This window comes from Stenotrophomonas geniculata (assembly GCF_034508895.1).
In the GTDB taxonomy this organism is placed as follows: Bacteria; Pseudomonadota; Gammaproteobacteria; order Xanthomonadales; family Xanthomonadaceae; genus Stenotrophomonas; species Stenotrophomonas geniculata.
The window spans coordinates 414719-432330 of the sequence record NZ_CP140571.1 but is presented as its reverse complement, the minus strand read 5'-3'; the positions used below and the strand labels follow the sequence as shown (position 1 = coordinate 432330).

The 17612-nt window shown below is 65.9% G+C and carries 14 protein-coding genes; 5 read left to right on the top strand and 9 right to left on the bottom strand.

The window, feature by feature from the left end:
* Positions 1 to 216 precede the first annotated feature (216 nt).
* From RI032_RS02135 to aptA, 3 genes are all read right to left on the bottom strand, one after another.
* Positions 217 to 1503, bottom strand: a complete 1287-nt coding sequence (locus RI032_RS02135) for a DUF445 domain-containing protein (RefSeq protein WP_049412529.1) — start codon at positions 1501 to 1503, stop codon at positions 217 to 219.
* Positions 1504 to 1627: 124 nt separating this feature from the next.
* Entirely contained in the window at positions 1628 to 2506 is an 879-nt protein-coding gene (locus RI032_RS02130; protein ID WP_010486183.1) for a ParB N-terminal domain-containing protein, read from the bottom strand.
* 63 nt (positions 2507 to 2569) lie between these two features.
* Complete coding sequence (gene aptA / locus RI032_RS02125; RefSeq protein WP_322547787.1) at positions 2570 to 3922, bottom strand: omega-aminotransferase AptA; 1353 nt, start codon at positions 3920 to 3922, stop codon at positions 2570 to 2572.
* 104 nt (positions 3923 to 4026) lie between these two features.
* Between aptA and RI032_RS02120 the strand changes: the two genes are divergently transcribed.
* Positions 4027 to 5523, top strand: coding sequence for an aldehyde dehydrogenase (locus tag RI032_RS02120; RefSeq protein ID WP_322547786.1), 1497 nt, complete (start codon positions 4027 to 4029; stop codon positions 5521 to 5523).
* Between the two features lie 145 nt (positions 5524 to 5668).
* On the opposite strand, the gene RI032_RS02115 is transcribed toward RI032_RS02120, so the two are convergent.
* Entirely contained in the window at positions 5669 to 6310 is a 642-nt protein-coding gene (locus tag RI032_RS02115; RefSeq protein ID WP_322547785.1) for a hypothetical protein, read from the bottom strand.
* A gap of 147 nt (positions 6311 to 6457) precedes the next feature.
* On the opposite strand from RI032_RS02115, the gene RI032_RS02110 reads away from it, so the two are divergent.
* The gene (locus RI032_RS02110; RefSeq protein WP_010486179.1) at positions 6458 to 7759 is read left to right on the top strand and encodes an MFS transporter; all 1302 of its coding nucleotides are present in this window, start codon (positions 6458 to 6460) and stop codon (positions 7757 to 7759) included.
* Here the strand turns inward: RI032_RS02110 and RI032_RS02105 are convergent.
* Positions 7740 to 8201 (bottom strand): bacteriohemerythrin, encoded by a 462-nt coding sequence (locus RI032_RS02105; RefSeq protein ID WP_004151683.1) that lies wholly within the window; start codon positions 8199 to 8201, stop codon positions 7740 to 7742. The genes RI032_RS02110 and RI032_RS02105 overlap by 20 nt on opposite strands.
* Positions 8202 to 8286: 85 nt before the next feature.
* A complete protein-coding gene (locus tag RI032_RS02100; RefSeq protein ID WP_134958535.1) occupies positions 8287 to 9630 on the bottom strand; it encodes a diguanylate cyclase in 1344 nt (447 codons plus the stop codon).
* A 437-nt stretch (positions 9631 to 10067) separates the two neighbouring features.
* Here RI032_RS02100 and RI032_RS02095 point away from each other — a divergent pair, with 437 nt between their 5' ends.
* A complete protein-coding gene (locus RI032_RS02095) occupies positions 10068 to 10409 on the top strand; it encodes a hypothetical protein (protein ID WP_254113673.1) in 342 nt (113 codons plus the stop codon).
* A gap of 100 nt (positions 10410 to 10509) precedes the next feature.
* Here the strand turns inward: RI032_RS02095 and RI032_RS02090 are convergent, their stop codons facing one another.
* From RI032_RS02090 to RI032_RS02080, 3 genes are all read right to left on the bottom strand, one after another.
* A complete protein-coding gene (locus RI032_RS02090; RefSeq protein ID WP_322547784.1) occupies positions 10510 to 12090 on the bottom strand; it encodes an MASE1 domain-containing protein in 1581 nt (526 codons plus the stop codon).
* Between the two features lie 186 nt (positions 12091 to 12276).
* On the bottom strand, positions 12277 to 13881 hold the full coding sequence (locus RI032_RS02085; protein ID WP_312250462.1) for an MASE1 domain-containing protein: 1605 nt from the start codon (positions 13879 to 13881) through the stop codon (positions 12277 to 12279).
* A 50-nt stretch (positions 13882 to 13931) separates the two neighbouring features.
* A complete protein-coding gene (locus RI032_RS02080) occupies positions 13932 to 15209 on the bottom strand; it encodes an NAD(P)/FAD-dependent oxidoreductase (protein WP_425603824.1) in 1278 nt (425 codons plus the stop codon).
* Between the two features lie 161 nt (positions 15210 to 15370).
* Here RI032_RS02080 and RI032_RS02075 point away from each other — a divergent pair, with 161 nt between their 5' ends.
* Together RI032_RS02075 and RI032_RS02070 are read left to right on the top strand one after the other, a co-directional pair.
* On the top strand, positions 15371 to 16132 hold the full coding sequence (locus RI032_RS02075; RefSeq protein WP_313216960.1) for a gamma-glutamyl-gamma-aminobutyrate hydrolase family protein: 762 nt from the start codon (positions 15371 to 15373) through the stop codon (positions 16130 to 16132).
* Positions 16129 to 17526: a glutamine synthetase family protein gene (locus RI032_RS02070; RefSeq protein ID WP_197654437.1), complete on the top strand. Its 1398-nt coding sequence runs from the start codon at positions 16129 to 16131 to the stop codon at positions 17524 to 17526. The genes RI032_RS02075 and RI032_RS02070 overlap by 4 nt, the downstream gene beginning before the upstream one ends.
* The last annotated feature ends 86 nt before the right edge of the window (positions 17527 to 17612 follow it).

The following is a 17612-nucleotide window of genomic DNA, read 5'->3' as shown; positions in this document are numbered from 1 at the left end:
AACGCGTCCGCGGCCCCCTTGCGCCCTGCGCATGTCGCCCAGCGTGTCCCATCGACGAAGCACCGCCCGCGCAGACGGGCAGCCCAGAGGTCGGGGATGTACACGGGCGATGGGCGCGTCTTCCGCGCCTGTTTGGCTAAGCGTACAACCGATCAGTAAATGATAGGCATTCGCATTTTATGAATCAAGCATGATGAGCGTGAGGAGGGGCGACGCCTAGAACCTGAACACCACGGTTGCCGCATGCAGCAGCAGGCCGATCAGGCCGCCGACCAGGGTGCCGTTGAAGCGGATGAACTGCAGGTCGCGACCCACACTCAGTTCCAGCTGCTCGACCAGGTGTCGCTCGTCCCAGCCCTTCACGGTCTGCGCGATATGCGTGGTCACGCCCTCGCGGAGGCGGCCGGTCAGGCGCTGCGCACCTTCCAGCAGGTGCTGGTTGAGGGCCTCGCGCAGGGCCGGGTCAGCCTGCAGGCTGGCGCCCAGCGACGCGAGGCTGCGCTGCAGGTGGCCGACCAGCGCCGAATCCTCGCGCTGCAGATCGGCGCGCAGGCTGGCATGGATGCGTGCCCACAGGCCCTGTACGTAGTCCTGCAGGGCGGGGTGGTCGATCATGTCCTGCTTGAGCTGCTCGATGCGCTCGGCCAGGGCCGGGTCCTCGCGCAGGCGCTGCACGTAGTTCTGCAGCCAGCTCTCGTAGTCCTGGCGCAGCGGATGCTGCGGCTCGGCCAGCACCTGCTGCAGTTCTTCCAGCACCGCCCGCGCCAGGCGCTCGGCCAGGCTGTCGCCGATCTCGTCGATCGGCTTGACCCAGTTCACCGTGCTCGACAGGGTGGGCCACTCGCGCTGGATGTAACGCACGATCAGCTGCGAAGCACGCTCCTTCACTTCCGGTTGCTCCAGCCAGCGCCCCAGGCGCTGCAGGCCCTCGTCCAGCACGCGCTGGTGGCGCCCATCGGCGGTCAGCAGGGCCAGCAGCTCACCGGCGGTGGCGGCGGCATTCCACTGCCGCAGCTGCTGCACCACAAAGGCGTGCAGCTGGCGGCGTACGGCGGTTTCGTCGAAGAAATCCAGCGCCTGCAGGGCCCAGCCGCGGGCCATGTCGGCCAGCATCCGCGAGCGCGCCGGGTCGGCCAGCCAGCTGCCGAGGCGGCTGGCTGGATCGAACACCTGCAGCTTGGCCAGCAGCACACCTGGCTCCAGGAACTGGTCGCGCACGAACAGCGCCAGGCTGTCGCCGATGCGCTCCTTGCTGCGCGGGATGATCGCGGTGTGCGGAATCGGCAGGCCCATCGGCCGCCGGAACAGCGCGACCACAGCGAACCAGTCGGCCAGCGCGCCCACGGCCGCTGCTTCGCAGAAGGCCGAGACCCAGGCCCAGATGCCGCGCTCGCCCTGCCAGTGGCTGATTGCGAAACCGGCCAGCATCAACAGCAACAGGCCCAGCGCGAGGGCTTTCAGGCGCCGCAGCTGAGCGCGGCGCGGATCGTGGGCAGGCGTCATGCGGAAAGTCTAACCGCAGCTTGGTGACGCCTGTCTGTAGAGCCGAGCCCATGCTCGTCTGCCTTGCGCGTGGAAAGGAGCAGCCGAGCATGGGCTCGGCTCTACAGAAGCGCGTCGAGAGCGCTTAGAGCGCTTCCAGCTGCTTGCGCAGCGCCGCCAGCTGCGCGCGCAGGGTGTCGTTCTCGCGGGTCAGCGCGACCACGCGACGGCGCAGGGCCGGTGCATCCTCGCCCAGCTGTTCCAGTGCCGACAGAACTTCGGCATCGCGGCTGGCCACCTCGTCCTCGCTGGGTTCTTCGAAATCCATCTCGGCTGGTTCAGGCTTCGGTGCGCGCGGCTTGCGCTTGGACTCGCGCACGCGCTTGGCGGCCTGCTTCAGCTCGTCCTTGCCACCGGCGGCGGCAGCGCGCTGCTCGTCTTCCGGCAGGTCGGCCACGGCCGCAGCGGCGCTGATCGAGATCACGCCGGCCTTCACCGCTTCCACCACCTCGGCCGCGGCCTGGGCGTGGATGCGCTCGATCATGCCGACCTGGCTTGTGCTCAGCTTGGCCTCGCGGGCCAGCTCGGCGCGGCTGATCTTCGGCGCCGGTTCCCACGGCGGGCTGTCCTCGCCCGCGTCTACGACGACGTCGGCGGTGCCGTCGCTCTCGCGCTGCAGCTGGGCCTGCTCGACCTGCTTGCGGGCGGCCAGGATGTCGCGCTTGCGCAGCGCCAGCACACCGCGCTGGAAATCGGACACGCTGCGGCGGCCCAGGTGCTGCTCGATCATCCACAGGTGCACGTCTTCCATGCTCTGGAAACGGGTGTTCTGCACGGTGTTGAAGGGCAGGCCGTGCTTCTGGCAGATGCCGAAACGGTTGTGGCCATCGACCAGCACATCACCCCACAGCACCAGCGCATCGCGGCAGCCTTCGGCCAGGATGCTGCGCTCCAGCGCGTCATGTTCGTCCGCGGTCAGCGGGTCGATGTAGGCCTTGAGTTCTTCTTTGACGACGATATCCATGGGCACGGCAGCGAGCAGGAGCGGAACCGCCCATTGTACCCGCTCGCCACCGCTGGCCCGGGCTCAGGCGGTGGCCCGGATCATCTCGCCCAGGGTGCCGGTGATCTGGTCGATCTGTGCCTTGTCCACGATCAGTGGCGGCGACAGCGCGATGATGTCGCCGGTGCAGCGCACCAGCAACCGGCCGTCGTGGAAGCAGCGCCGGAACACCTCGTAGCCACGGCTGCCGGGAGCATCGCGGCGCGGTGCCAGCTCGACCGCGCCGACCAGCCCGAAGTTGCGGATGTCGATCACGTTGGGCAGGCCCTGCAGCGCATGCAGCCGTTCCTGCCAGTACTCGCCCAGCTCGATGGCACGTTCGAACAGGCGCTCCTCGGCATAGACGTCCAGCGTCGCCAGCGCTGCGGCGCAGGCCAGCGGGTGGCCGGAATGGGTATAGCCATGGAACAGCTCGATGGCCTGCGGCGGGGCCTGCATCAGCGTGGTATGCACGGCGTCGCTGGCCAGCACGCCGCCCAGTGGCACCGCGCCGTTGCTGACCGCCTTGGCAAAGGTCAGCAGGTCCGGGGTGACCCCGAAGCGCTCCGCGGCGAACGGCATGCCGACCCGGCCGAAACCGGTGATGACCTCATCGAACACCAGCAGGATGCCGTGGTGGTCGCACAGCTCGCGCAGGCGCTGCAGGTAGCCGGGCGCAGGCAGGATGACCCCGGCGGAGCCGGCGATGGGCTCGACGAAGACGGCGGCAATCGTCGAGGCGTCGTGCAGCGTGATCAGTCTTTCCAGGTCGTCGGCCAGTTCCGCGCCCTGGCGCGGCAGGCCCTTGCTGAACGCATTGCGCGGCAGGTCCAGGGTGTGGCGCAGGTAGTCCACGCCACCCAGTTGCAGGCCGAACGCCCTGCGGTTGTTGGGCAGCCCGCCAAGTGCCATGCCGCCGAAACCGACGCCGTGATAGGCCTTCTCGCGGCTGATGAAGCGGGTGCGCTGGCCCTCGCCACGCTGGCGGTGGTAGGCCAGCACGATCTTCATCGCGGTATCCACCGCCTCGGAGCCGGAGCTGGTGAAGAACACATGGTTGAGCGGGCCCGGAGCCAGTGCGGCCAGTCGCTGCGCCAGCGCGAAGGCCGGCGGCGAGCCCATCTGGAAGGCCGGCGAGTAGTCGAGCGTGCGTGCCTGCTCGGCGATGGCATCGACAATGCGTGGGCGGGCATGGCCGGCGTTGCAGCACCACAGGCCGGCAGTGCCATCGAGGATCTGGCGGCCGTCGACATCCTCATAGTGCATGCCTTCGGCGCGCACCAGCATGCGGGGTGCCGCCTTGTACTGGCGGTTGGCGGTGAACGGCATCCAGTACGCGTCCAGTGACTCGGGGCGCTGGGTGGCCAGGTCGTGCAGGTCGCTTTCGGGACGCTTCATGCCAGCTCCGTCGGGTCCGATGCGACGAATGTAGCGCAGCCGCGTCACGGCGGAGTCGCGGCGGTCCCGGTATAACGAAGGCTCGTTGAATGGTGGAGCTTCCCATGGCTGATTTCCCCGGCCGTAGCCATTGGCAGGCGCTGGCCCTCCAGCTGTCGATGCCGGGCCAGGCCTTCATCGACGGCCGCTATGTCGATGCCGCCAGTGGCGCCCGCTTCGACTGCATCAGCCCGATCGACGGTCGCGTGCTGGGCGCGGTTGCCGACTGCGACGCGCAGGATGTCGAGCGCGCGGTCCTGGCCGCGCGACGCAGCTTCGAGGCGGGCCACTGGTCGCAGGCCACTCCGGCCCATCGCAAGCGCGTGCTGCTGGCGATGGCGGCATTGGTGGAAGCGCACGCCGATGAACTTGCCCTGCTGGAAACCCTGGACATGGGCAAGCCGGTGCGTGACGCGCGCCGTATCGACCTGCCCGGCGTGGTGCGCTGCCTGCGCTGGACCGCTGAAGCGGTGGACAAGCTGTACGGCGAGGTCGCGCCCACCGGCCCGCACGAGCTGGGGCTGGTCACGCGTGAGGCCGCTGGCGTAGTGGCGGCCATCGTGCCATGGAACTTCCCGCTGTTGATGGCGTGCTGGAAGATCGCACCGGCCTTGGCCATGGGCAACTCGGTGGTGCTCAAGCCTTCCGAGCGGTCACCGCTGAGTGCGCTGCGGCTGGCCGCACTGGCCGCCGAGGCGGGCCTGCCGGAGGGCGTACTGAACGTGTTGCCGGGCCACGGTGCGCGCGTCGGTGAACCGTTGGCCCTGCACATGGACGTGGACGTGCTGGCCTTCACCGGTTCCACTGCCACCGGCGCGAAGCTGCTGCAGTATTCAGGGCGATCCAACCTCAAGCGGGTCTGGCTGGAGTGTGGTGGCAAGAGCCCGCATGTGGTGTTTGCCGACGCCCCCGATCTGGACGTCGCCGCCAAGGCGGTGGCACAGGGCATCTTCTTCAACCAGGGCGAAGTCTGTACTGCCGGCTCCCGGCTGCTGGTCCAGCGCTCGATCCGCGAGGATTTCGTGCATCAGGTGATCGCCCATGGCCAGCACATGCAGCCGCAGCATCCGCTGGAGGCCGATGCACCGATGGGCGCGCTGGTGGATGCCGCGCATCTGCACAAGGTGATGGACGATATTGCACGCGCAGAAGGCGAGGGCGCGCGGCTGCTGCTGGGTGGGCGACGGGCCGAGGTCGAGGCCGGCGGCAGCTATGTGCAGCCGACAGTGTTCGACCAGGTGCGCCCGGAGCAGGCCTTGGCGCGTGAGGAAGTATTCGGGCCGGTGCTGGCCGTACTCGGCTTCGACGACGAGGCCGAAGCGGTGCGCCTCGCCAATGACAGTCGCTACGGCCTGGCCGCGGGCCTGTGGACGCGTGATCTCAGCCGCGCCCATCGGGTCGCGCGGCAGTTGCGCGCGGGTAGTGTCTGGGTGAACGGCTGGGATGGTGGCGACATGACCGCCCCGTTTGGTGGGTACAAGCAGTCCGGCAATGGGCGGGACAAGTCACTGCATGCGTTCGACAAGTACAGCGAGATCAAGGCTACCTGGATCCAGTTGTAACGACGCGATTGCTGGGCGGCTGTTCGCTCTTTGTAGAGTCGAGCCTTGCTCGACTGCCGTTCGCCCCTCTGTAGCGCCGAGCCATGCTCGGCTGCATCTCGGCAAGAGCAGTCGAGCATGGCTCGACTCTACAAAGGCGTGCCCGCTACCGGCAGCGGGTGCTCACCTGCAGCACGGCCGCACGCAGCATGCCGCGGTCGGCTTCTTCGACGGCGTTCTGGAAATAGTCCATGTCCTGCTTGCCCAGCTCGCACGGGTCGACGATGTACCCCGGTGGCCACAACCCCAGCAGCTGCGCCACGCCATGCACGATCTGCTCGGGGGTCATCTGCCGACGGATCCGGAAGTAATTGCGGCGCGGCCCGAACGCGGGATGGACCTCGCGCCGACCGATCAGGCGTGGCGCCACGCCCGCCGCGCTGATACCGTCACCGCCATCGATGCTGCCCGCAGGCAGGTCCAGCATCAGTGGCGCCGGTGCAGGCGGTTCCTCGGACGCGGGCGTGCTGACATCCGTGGGTGCCGACGGGGTCGGGCGTGGCGCTGTCGAGGGGGCCGGACGCGCCGCCGATGTGGTGGGGGGCGCCGGATGTGGTTGAACCGCCGCGGGTTGCTCCAGCGGTATCCAGCGCAATGAAATCCTGGCACCTTCGTCGCTGCGCAGCGTCATCCTGCCACTGCCCAGCAGCCACACTGCCATCAACCCATGCACCAGCAGCACCGCCAGCCATGCCGCCATGCGCGGCAGCTTCGGCGAATCGGACCACGACAGCGCGACTGCAGTCATCGGCAAAGCATCCATGCAGGGACCGGTGGCGCAGACTAGCGGGCGGCCCGAAAAATTCCGTTGGCATCGGTGTCGGCTGAAACCATCGCCCCGTGTGGCCATCGGCGCGTGGCAGAATCGGGCGATCCGCCGTTACCCGTGTTGCCGATGTCGACGATCACCGCTGCCGCGCCACCCGTGAATTCCCCCAGTCGAGTCCTGCTGGCCAGCCTGATCGGCACCACCATCGAGTTCTTCGATTTCTACATCTACGCCACGGCTGCAGTGCTGGTGTTTCCGCACCTGTTCTTCCCGGACAGCAGCGAACAGGCGGCGCTGCTGCAGTCACTGGCAACGTTTGCGGTCGCGTTCATCGCGCGCCCGGTGGGCTCGGCGGTGTTCGGCCACTTCGGTGACCGCATCGGCCGCAAGGCCACACTGGTGGCCGCGCTGCTGACCATGGGCCTGTCCACGGTGCTGATCGGCCTGCTGCCCACCCATGCCCAGATCGGCCTGTGGGCCCCGGCGCTGCTGGCGCTGTGCCGCTTCGGCCAGGGTCTGGGCCTGGGCGGGGAATGGGGCGGGGCGGTGCTGCTGGCCACCGAGAACGCACCGCCGGGCAAGCGCGCCTGGTACGGCATGTTCCCGCAGCTGGGCGCACCGCTCGGCTTTCTGCTGTCGGCCGGCATCTTCCTCGTGCTTGGCCGCTGCCTGAGCCAGGACGACTTCCTGCAATGGGGCTGGCGTATTCCGTTCGTGGCCAGCGCGCTGCTGGTCGGCCTTGGCCTGTGGGTGCGCCTGAACATCCACGAGACACCCGATTTCAAGAAGGCACTGGAGCGCAAGGCGCCGGTGCGGCTGCCGATGTGGACGGTGCTGCGTGACCATCCGGTGCCGATGCTGCTGGGCACCCTGGGCGCGTTCGCCACCTTCGTGCTGTTCTACCTGATGACGGTGTTCAGTCTCGGCCATGGCACTGCAGTGTTGGGCTACAGCCGCGAGCAGTTCCTGCTGATGCAGATGGCCGGCATGCTGTTCTTCGCGCTGGGCATCCCGCTGTCGGCGCGCTATGGCGACCGTTGGGGCACGCGGCGCACGATGATCGTTGCCAGCGTACTGATCGTCGGCTTCGGTGTGCTGTTTGCACCGCTGTTCCAGCCGCACAGCCCGTGGCTGGTCACTGGCTTCCTGTGCTTGGGCCTGTTCCTGATGGGCCTGACCTACGGCCCCTGCGGCACTTTCCTGGCCGAGATCTACCCGGTGGAGGTGCGCTATACCGGCGCGTCGCTGTCATTCAACCTGGCCGGCATCCTCGGCGCGGCGCCAGCGCCGTACCTGGCCACCTGGCTGGCCGAACGCTTCGGCCTGGTCGCGGTGGGCTACTACCTGTGCCTGACCGCGGTGGCGACCCTGTGCGCGCTGGTGGCACTGCACCGGCGCGCGCTGCGGCTCAACCAAAGAAGCGCTTGAGCGTGCGCCCCAGCCAACCGCCGCCCTGGTGTTCGCGGGCGAACTGGTTCAGGTGCGCCTTGACCTGTTCGGCATAGGCCTGGTCATCACCGCGGATGTGGTTGAACAGCCAGCGCGAGAGCATGGTGCGCAGTTCATCGCTGATGTCCTCGCCGGCCTGGAAGCGCATGCGGTATTCCGATACCCGCTTGATGAAGACCTCATGCACGCGCTTGTGCGCGGCACAGAACGGATAGCCCGCTTCCTCCATCAGCTCTTCCTCGAACGCGAAGTGCGACATGGTGTAGTCCACCACCTCATCGATCACTTCACCCACCGCCGCACGCTGCATGCTGGCCTGGGCCACGTGCAGGTGGTTGAGCATCTCGATGATGCGGCGGTGTTGTTGGTCGATCACATCGATGCCGATGTTCAGATCGTCCTGCCAGACCAGTAGTGCCATCCCCGGCTCCCCTTCATGCGTATGTCGGGGCCGACTGTAGAACTGCCGCGCGGGTGCGGCGTTGATCTGGATCAAAGCGGGCCGGTCAGGGCAGGGCAGGCTCGCGTGGGCGCAGCGGGCTGGCCACCGTGGTGCAGCTGACCCGGTTGCGGCCACCGGCCTTGGCCAGGTACAGCTGGCGGTCGGCCTCGGAGATCAACCGGTGCAGTGCATCACGCTGCGGGCGCAGGCAGCACAGGCCGATGCTCACGGTCATGCGCAGGGTGGCGGTGCCGATGTCCACTTCCAGCGCGGCGATGCGCTGGCGCAGTTCCTCGAAGTACAGCAGCGCCTCGTCCTGTTCCATGTCCGGCACCAGCAGGCAGAACTCCTCGCCACCGAAACGTGCGATCAGGTCCTGGCTGCGCGCATGTGCGGCCACCGCGCCGGCCACCGCACGCAGTGCATCGTCGCCGGCTTCATGGCCATGGGTGTCATTGATGTGCTTGAAGTGGTCGATGTCGATCATCGCCACCGCCACGCACTGGCCATGCAGCTGCAGCTGCGGCAGCTGGCGCTGGCTCTGCTCCAGGAAGCAGCGGCGGTTGGGCAGGCCGGTCAGGAAGTCGCGGGTGGCCAGATCCTGCAGGGTGCCGATCAGTTCCAGCTGGTCCACGTTCTGCGAGACACGGCAGAAGAATTCCTCGCGCGAAAAGGGTTTTCGCAGGAAATCGTTGGCGCCGTTCTTCAGGAAACGCGGGATCAATGAGGCATCGGTATTGCCGGAGATGCCGATCACCGCCACCTTGTCGCGCGAGCGCAGGGTGCGCAGGCGACGGGTGAACTCCACGCCCTGCATGCCGGGCATTTCCTGGTCGACCACCGCCAGGCGGATCGCCGGGTGCGCCTCGATCGCAGCCAGGCCCTCGTTGCCGTCGGCGGCTTCATGCACCTCATGGCCGTACATGCGCAGCAGGGCCGCAGCATAGCCACGCGCGGACGGCGAATCGTCCACCACCAGCGCGGCGATGCGGCGGTTGCGTTCCAGCCGCTGCACCAGCCACACCAGGTAGTCGATGCTGCCGGGGGTGTTCTTCAGCACGTAGTCGATGATCTGCTGCTGCAGCACGCGCTTGCGCAGGTCCTCGTCGTACACGCCGCTGACCACCACCGTTGGCAGGTCGCGCTTCAGGAAGAACTCGACCACCGCATCACGGTCGCCGTCGGCCAGCACCAGCCCGGTCAGCACCAGGAACCAGCCGGCACCTTCGCTGAGCAGGCGATCGGCCTCGGCGAGGGTGGAAGCGATCACCACCGGCAGTTCCAGGCGCTGTTCGATGGCTTCGCGCAGCATGCTGGTGAATGCACGGGAGTTTTCGACCAGCAGGATCCGCTGGGGCAGCGGATCGGCCAGGTCGCCATCGACGGCGGCCTGCGGCAGGACGGGCATGATGCGGTGGCTCACGAAGGAGGGCTCGGCACGGATAGCGGCGGTTTCGGGTGTAACTTTAGCCGGAGCCCTCGCTTGTGGACATATCTGCCCTGCGCGGTTCGGAGCAGTGCATCGGTTATCTTTGGGACGATAGAGTCAGGTTCGAAGGCTCCCTTCATGGCGCTCACAGTGCGGCATGGTTATGCTGGGTCGCACCACCCCTACTGGTGTCTTGGACACGACTGCGTCGAACGAAGGAACCCTTCAAGCGAGGTCGAACGCCATCCAGTAGTGGGGTGGCGAAACGGAATTGCCTGGAGTTGCCTTTCCAACCATCCATGGGGGTGAGCGTGAGATTTTCTGAATTGCGAGTGTTGCTTCCGGCCGCATTCCTTCTATCTGCATCCGCTTTCAGCGCGTCGGCATGTTGTCCGAGCGATGACAATGGAGTCGCAATGGCCAAGAGCGGTTTGGGCGAATCGTTGCCGCTCGCGGCGGACCTGAGCCTCAATCCGAACTGGCGTGTCTACGGATTCGAACGCGAGGGAATCAACTACTATCAGGTCAATGACCTCTCTGGTCAGGTTGTGCTCATTGTCGCCAATGTTGAGGCCACATTCTGGACATTGCCCGCCGGAAAGCGCCCAGCCAAGGTGTCGTTGCCAGCGCACCGGTTGACCCTCCCAGCGAAGGCACTCCGGCACGTAGTGTTCCGCAATGCGGAGTTTTCGCTGGTGGTGCATGGTGGTGGCGTGGACGCGATTTGGGTTATCGAGTCTGCGGGTACGCCTCGCTGAATCCCGCCGTAGAGACAAGGGGCGGAGGCGGAAAAGCAGGAGTCGGGTATGGCCGACTCCTGCAGGTTTTGGATGCCAGGATGCAGCAGGTGCCGATTCTCTATGCAATGTCAGTGCGGGCGATCCAAGCGGCGTGAGTGCTGCCATGTGAAACGCCGGTGGCAGGCTCCAGCAGCAGTACACGAACTCGATTTCCAGAGCAATCCACGCGACCTCCATAGGCAACTGCACGCGAGCTCAAGCGCTCTACCGCCAGCTTTGTTGTTTCGAGCATCAATTGACGATCGCGATCAAGCAGGGCAACGCTGAGCAGGATTCCCTGCTGGTCGCGCAGCCTGCCAGAACGCGCGCTAATCTGAATTTGCCCCTGTTCATTTTTGAGGAGCAGAGCCACGGCCTCTGTAAGCGTGCGGTAGGCTGCGAGCTGCAGCGCAATGCTTAACTGACAGGGATCTCCGGCTAGACGCGGAGGCACGATGCGATGCGTCTGATCCCAGCTTTCACGGATGCCACTGACCTGAAGGGCCAGATACAGCCCAACCTGCTCGACTTCAGTTGGATACACCAAGCTGGTCAGTTCGCGGAACTGGCGTGAATGCGCATTGGACGTAGTCAGAAGGTCCATGGCAGGCGAGTCATGTCCGTGCATTTTCAGCAGGTCGGCAGTCTGATTGAGGGAAGCCTCGATACCGTTGGCAATCCTTCTGAGATCCAAAGCGCGCTCCCTGAGATCCATCTCTCCGGCCATGTGTGCAGTGCGGGAGAGCTTGGCGGTCTGGCTGCCGTCCAAATCCCTCCGCACACGCTGGTGATAGTGCTGTGAGATCCGGGATCCCAGTGCCAATAGTGCCGTTCCCGCGACGGCAACTAGCTGTTGTGTCATGAAGGTTCGTTCATCGAATGAGCCGGGAAGTCCCGATGTTGGAGTCGTCATTGCGATGAGAATGTTCAGGAGCGGAACGCCGATTGCCGCGCCCTGCCAGCCGTGAACGCAGGTCAGCACGATTGCCGGCAAGGTCATCGCCAGCTGCAGGGTTGTCTTGCTGGTGTCGGATAGGCCAGGGGCAAACGCTGTGAACAGCCCAAGACCAAGCATCAATGCGAGGGACGTAAGTGTCGGTGAAGAGCGCCAGAATCGCGACTCGGAAGCTAGGTTCCGCCTTGTCCACAACAGGGTGATCGGCGCCACTGTGAGAATTGCTATGTAGTCACCGAGGACAAATCGCATTGCCCTTGTGGCCAATGGAATACTGGAAGGGCTTTCCGACAGCAGATGAGCGAGCCCCAGTTTCAATGCTGTGGCGACCAGTGCGGCAGATACGGCGATCGATAGCAGCCATCCTTCCGAAGCCGCTGTTCTGGCCTTGCGGTGTGCTCCAACTACCAGCGCGACGGCAGGCATCAGGAAGGCCGACCCCAGGATTACCCAAGCCAGTCCGTATTTTTCTATTAGCGGGTATCGCAACTGAGCGAAGTACGCATACTCGCCAAGGAGCAAGTAGGGCCAGAGGCGAGGGGGGCATAGCAGCAGCGCCGCTACCCGGATGCCCGCAGGCAAGTAGAACTGGTCAAGAGAGATCTGTCGGGCTCCCCAGCACATCACGGCATAAAGCGCAGCGATGGCCAGTCCATGCGGCCGTACCCGAAAACTCAGATCAATTCCTTTTTTCCACCAATTCAATCCCAAGCCTCCCTTGCTCGATACATGGCAGCAGGCCCATCGATGATTGGACGCCCCATGGGGCGACAGTATCGGCAGAAGCAACAGTGCGCAATCGTGAGGTATCGACGAGCATTGATCGGTCTAATGGGCGCGCCAACAAACATCACTTTCGAGAAGTGATCAATGTCTCGTTTTTTTGCAGTATCAGATTGCTGCCTGTGGGTCGTTTGGGTCGATTGGGCGAGTGGTTGCCTGAAACAAGGTGGAACGAGCTGTGTGGGGGAGATCTTCCTGTGCTTCCAGCAATACCATGCGGAGCCTGTTGCCAATAATGTCCATGTGGCCACCGTGGGCAATGACCCGGCCAAGAAATTGCTCGTTTGCCAGTTCCTTGGTTCGGCTTCCCAATGCCTCGTGCTGGTCCAGCAGGGCCACGCAGATGAACACGCCAAGTCTCCCCCTGAATTTCCCACAGCGGATACGGACCGAAATCTGTCCGGATTCGCACTTCAGCAGGAGTGATACCGCATCCACCACAAGTCGGTATGCCGCAAGCTGCAGGCCAACCCCCAGTGGGCAGGGATCACCCATCAACCTGGGTTGCCCGATTCGATGCGTGGCGTTCCATGCCTCACGCACTCCACCCGCCTGCAAGGCCACGTACAAGCCCAGCCGTTCCAGGGCGGCGGGATAGATCATGCTGGCCTGGGCCCGGAACAGGCGTGAATGCACCTCCGAGGTATGCCGCAGGCTGTCGGCCACGGCGTGATGACCCTGCGCATGCAGCCAGTTCACCATTTCGTTCAGCGACAGGTCCATGCCATCGCCCAGCTGGCGCAGATGGGCCGCGCGCTCACGCAGGTCCATCTCGCTGGCCAGATGTGAATTCCGAGCAAGCTGCAGGGCCGCTCTGCCATCTTCCTCGCGCAACCGGTGCTGGTTCTGGAAGTGGGTGATGCGCGCGCCGAGCAACAGCAGGGCGATGCTGGCGATGGCCATGGCCTGCTGGGTGGCGAAGGTAGCCGGGTCGAATGCCGTCGGATGGTCGGCGGGGGTGCTGAGGCCAAGAATCATGTTAACGGCGGCGACACCGATGGCCGCACCGCGCCATCCCAGCAGGCATGTCAGAGCGATCGCGGGAATAGGCAGGATCAACAACAACTGCAGCGAGCCAGGGGCGGTGATCGAGGCAGGTACCGGCGTCGCCTGCAGGCCAATGACCAGCATGGCTCCGAGGGCTCCGACGGTGGCCGCAACAGACCGGATCGTCCATTGTTCCTCGGCGCGGCGGATCCACAGCAGTGCCAGAGGCGCCAGGATCAGGATGCCGGTGAAGTCGCCCAGCGCATAGCGCAGCACGTTGGTGAGAAATGTCTCTTCATGCAACGGTTCCCAGATCAGGTACGAGATGCCCAGGTTGAGCAGACTGATGACCGTCGCGGCGCATACCGCAATTGAGATCACGCCGAGGATCGTGGTGCGCGCAAGCAGCTTCCGGTGCAGGCGCACGATCAGCATCACGGCAGGCATCAGGAACACCGAGGCCAGGATCACCCAGGTCAAGTTGTATTTGCTGATCAGGGGGATGCGCAGATGCGCAAAGTAGGCGTATTCACCAATCAGCAGGTAGGGCCAAAGACGGGGCGGGCACAACAGCAATGCGGCCACCCGTACGCCGGCAGGCAGGAAGAACTGGTCCAGTGACAGCTTGCGCGCACCCCAGCAGGCGAGGGCATAGACGAGTGCCAGCGCCAGCCCCTCGGGGCTGACCCGTATCCTCACCAGCAGGCCGTCTTTCCACCACTGCATCCACGTGCTCCCCAGCTCCTGCACCGATTATGTGGCTGGGGAGGGTCCCGCTACCACAACGCATCCCGCAGCTTGTACCACGACATCGCCGCCACCAGCAGTGGCGTGCGCAGCAGCCGGCCACCAGGGAAGGGGGCATGCCGCAGGCGCTGGAACACGTCCAGGCGCTCACTCTGGCCTGCAATGGCGGCGGCGATCACCTCGCCGGCCAGCCCGGCGGCGGCCACCCCATGGCCGGAGAACCCCTGCGCGAAGTACAGGTTGCCGTCCAGCCGGCCCCAATGCGGGGCGCGGTTGCGGGTAATGTCCACATAACCGCCCCAGACCTGCTCCAGTGGCACGTCGGCCAGCTGCGGGAACACCTGGTGCATGCGCCGCTGCATCACCCCGCGCAGGCCGGGTGGGGGCAGTGCTGAATAGCTGGCACGGCCACCAAACAGCAGGCGATGGTCGTGGCTGAGACGGAAGTAATCCAGTGCCCAGGCGGTGTCGGCCACGGCCATGTTGTTGCCGATCAGGGCACGGGCGCGCTCGGCACCCAGCGGAGCGCTGGCGCCGATATAGGTGCCGACCGGCATGATCCGCCGTTCCAGCTCGGGCAGCAGGCCCTGCAACCAGGCGTTGCCGGCCACCACCAGATGCGCAGCGCGCACGCTTCCCTGCGCGGTATGCAGGGTAGGCTGCGGTCCGCGCTGCACGCGGGTCACTGCGGAGTTCTCATGGATCACCGCGCCGGCCGCACGCGCCGCATCGGCCAGTCCGCGGGCATAGGCCAGGGGCTGCAGATGCGCGCTGAGTGGATCGAACATCGCGGCGCGGTAGCGTGGGCTGTCCAGCTGTGCGCGCAGGGCATCATGGTCCCACCACTGCATGGGGTAGTCGTAGTGGCGTTGCAGATGCTCGCAGTTGGCCTGAAGGTCGCGTTCATGGCGTTCGCGGATGGCGACGCTGGCGTGGCCTTCCACCCAATGACAGTCAATGCCGTGGCGATCGATGCGTGCGCGCATCGCCTGCACCGCGTCGCGTGACCAGTCGAACAGGTGGCGCGCATCATCACGACCGAGCTGACGCTCCAGTTCGTCCACCTCGCAGCCATAGCCGACCAGCGCCTGGCCACCATTGCGGCCGGACGCGCCCCAACCGATCCGCTGCGCCTCCAGCACCACCACGCGCTGGCCACGTGAGGCCAGTTCCAGGGCCGCGGTCAGGCCGGTGTAGCCCGCACCAAGCACTGCGACATCGGCCTGAACCTCGCCCTGCAGCGGGGGCAGCGCGGGTGGTTCGGGCAGGCTGGCGGCATACCAGCTTGGCGGGAACGCGGCACTCACCGCAGGCCTCGCGGGCGCAGTGCGGGAGAGGAGAGCGGGGGAGGACGATCAGCATTCACCCAAGTAGTTTCGCCGATGCGTGAGGGCTGTGGTGTGACGGCACCGACTTGCCGCCTTCGCCGGGCGACGGGTAACGTGTCGGCACGTCAAGGAGTTTTTCCATGCGCCGCCTGCCCTGGGTGGGCCTGCCCACCGACAGTACCGTGCTCGGCCATCACCGCTTCGCGGTGGCCGGCGAGAAGTACGTGCGCGCGCTGGCCGAGGCCGCCGAAGTGACCCCGGTGGTACTGCCGAGCCTGCAGCCTCCTTTGCCGGCTGGCGACTGGCTGCAGGGGCTCGATGGCCTGCTGCTGACCGGTGCGGTCAGCAACATCGAACCGCAGCACTACGAGGGCGGCCGCAGCTGGCCGGGCAATCCGCATGACCCGGCGCGTGATGCCAATGCCTTCGCACTGCTGCGCGAGGCGCTGGCGCTGGACCTGCCAGTACTGGCGATCTGCCGCGGCTTCCAGGAACTGAACGTCGCGCTGGGTGGCAGCCTGCATCCGCAGGTGCATGCGGTGCCGGGCCTTGCTGACCATCGCGAAGACCCGCAGGCGCCGGTGGAGGTGCAGTACGGACCGGCCCACGCGGTTACCCTGGTTGCCGATGGCTGGCTGGCGCAGTGGCACGGCAGTGACCGGGCGCAGGTCAATTCGGTGCACGGGCAGGGCATTGCCCGCCTCTCGCAGGGCCTGCAGGTCGAGGCCGTGGCTGATGATGGACTGGTCGAGGCGGCGCGCAGCCTGCGCCATCGTTTCGTGCTCGGCGTACAGTGGCACCCGGAGTGGCGTGTCATGCAGGCGCCGTTCTATCACGCTATTTTCCGTGCGTTCGGCCAAGCTTGCCGGCAGCACCAACAGAACCGACTGGATTCCCGATGAGTTCCCGAACGCGCCCGCGCAAGACGGCCACGCCCCCCGCACCGCAGGAAAGCAGCCTGCTGCGCTGGCTGAAGGAACGGCGCATCACCGAGGTCGAGTGCCTGGTGCCGGACATCACCGGCAACGCGCGCGGCAAGATCATTCCCGCCGACAAGTTCTCGCACGACTACGGTACGCGGCTGCCCGAAGGCATCTTCGCTACCACCGTCACCGGCGAGTTCCCTGATGACTACTACGAGCTGACCTCGCCGTCGGACTCGGACATGATGCTGCGCCCCGATCCGGACACGGTGCGCATGGTGCCGTGGGCGGCCGATGCCACCGCGCAGGTCATCCACGATTGCTACACGAAGAACGGTGAGCCACACGAACTGGCACCGCGCAATGTGTTGCGCCGCGTGCTGGCAGCCTACGCCGAGCTGGGCCTGCGCCCGGTGGTGGCGCCGGAGCTGGAGTTCTTCCTGGTGCAGAAGAACACCGACCCGGACTTCCCGCTGCTGCCACCGGCCGGCCGCTCCGGGCGCCCGGAAACCGCGCGGCAGTCGTACTCGATCGACGCGGTCAACGAATTCGACCCGATCCTCGACCTGATGTACGACTACGCCGATGCGATGAAGCTGGACGTGGACACGCTGATCCACGAATCCGGCGCAGCGCAGCTGGAGGTGAACTTCACCCACGCCAATGCGATGGACCTGGCCGACCAGGTGTTCCTGTTCAAGCGCACCATGCGCGAGGCAGCGATGCGCCACGGGGTGTATGCCACCTTCCTGGCCAAGCCGATGGAGAACGAGCCGGGCAGCGCCATGCACATCCACCAGAGCCTGGTGCGGGTGAGCGATGGCAGCAATGTGTTCGCCGGCGAGACCCATGCCGAAGGCGAGTTCAGCCCGGTGTTCGGCCACTACCTGGGCGGCCTGCAGAAGTACGTGCCGCAGGCAATGGCGTTCTTCGCGCCGAATGTGAATTCCTATCGGCGACTGGTGTTCGGCGAGGTCTCGCCGAGCAACGTGCACTGGGGCTATGACAACCGCACCTGCGGGCTGCGCGTGCCGCTGGACACGCCTGAGAACATGCGCGTGGAAAGCCGCTTCGCCGGCTCCGACGCCAACCCCTACCTGGCGATGGCCGCGACCCTGGCCTGCGGCCTGCTGGGCATCCGTGAGCGGCTGGCACCGGACGCACCGGTCACCGGCAGTGCCAAGGAACTGGGCTACAACCTGCCGCGCTCGCTGGGCGAAGCGCTGGACGGGCTGGAGCAGTGCAGCGAGCTGCAGGCGCTGCTGGGCGAGCGCTTCTGCCGCGCCTACATCTCGGTCAAGCGCAAGGAATACGAGACCTTCTTCCGCGTCATCAGCTCGTGGGAGCGCGAGTTCCTGCTGCTGAACGTCTGAGCATCTGGAATAGAAAAATCCGCCGCCGGGGGGTAGGCTGGCACCCGTTGCCGGCCCCGCCGGCCCCCCTTTCCGCATTCTGGAGC

What these genes read in the sequence shown, in the direction of transcription:
- RI032_RS02135 (WP_049412529.1), bottom strand. Translation starts at nt 1,503, where the DNA reads ATGACGCCTGCCCACGATCCGCGCCGCGCTCAGCTGCGGCGCCTGAAA.
- RI032_RS02130 (WP_010486183.1), bottom strand. Translation starts at nt 2,506, where the DNA reads ATGGATATCGTCGTCAAAGAAGAACTCAAGGCCTACATCGACCCGCTG.
- aptA (WP_322547787.1), bottom strand. Translation starts at nt 3,922, where the DNA reads ATGAAGCGTCCCGAAAGCGACCTGCACGACCTGGCCACCCAGCGCCCC.
- RI032_RS02120 (WP_322547786.1), top strand. Translation starts at nt 4,027, where the DNA reads ATGGCTGATTTCCCCGGCCGTAGCCATTGGCAGGCGCTGGCCCTCCAG.
- RI032_RS02115 (WP_322547785.1), bottom strand. Translation starts at nt 6,310, where the DNA reads ATGACTGCAGTCGCGCTGTCGTGGTCCGATTCGCCGAAGCTGCCGCGC.
- RI032_RS02110 (WP_010486179.1), top strand. Translation starts at nt 6,458, where the DNA reads ATGTCGACGATCACCGCTGCCGCGCCACCCGTGAATTCCCCCAGTCGA.
- RI032_RS02105 (WP_004151683.1), bottom strand. Translation starts at nt 8,201, where the DNA reads ATGGCACTACTGGTCTGGCAGGACGATCTGAACATCGGCATCGATGTG.
- RI032_RS02100 (WP_134958535.1), bottom strand. Translation starts at nt 9,630, where the DNA reads ATGCCCGTCCTGCCGCAGGCCGCCGTCGATGGCGACCTGGCCGATCCG.
- RI032_RS02095 (WP_254113673.1), top strand. Translation starts at nt 10,068, where the DNA reads ATGGCCAAGAGCGGTTTGGGCGAATCGTTGCCGCTCGCGGCGGACCTG.
- RI032_RS02085 (WP_312250462.1), bottom strand. Translation starts at nt 13,881, where the DNA reads ATGCAGTGGTGGAAAGACGGCCTGCTGGTGAGGATACGGGTCAGCCCC.
- RI032_RS02075 (WP_313216960.1), top strand. Translation starts at nt 15,371, where the DNA reads ATGCGCCGCCTGCCCTGGGTGGGCCTGCCCACCGACAGTACCGTGCTC.
- RI032_RS02070 (WP_197654437.1), top strand. Translation starts at nt 16,129, where the DNA reads ATGAGTTCCCGAACGCGCCCGCGCAAGACGGCCACGCCCCCCGCACCG.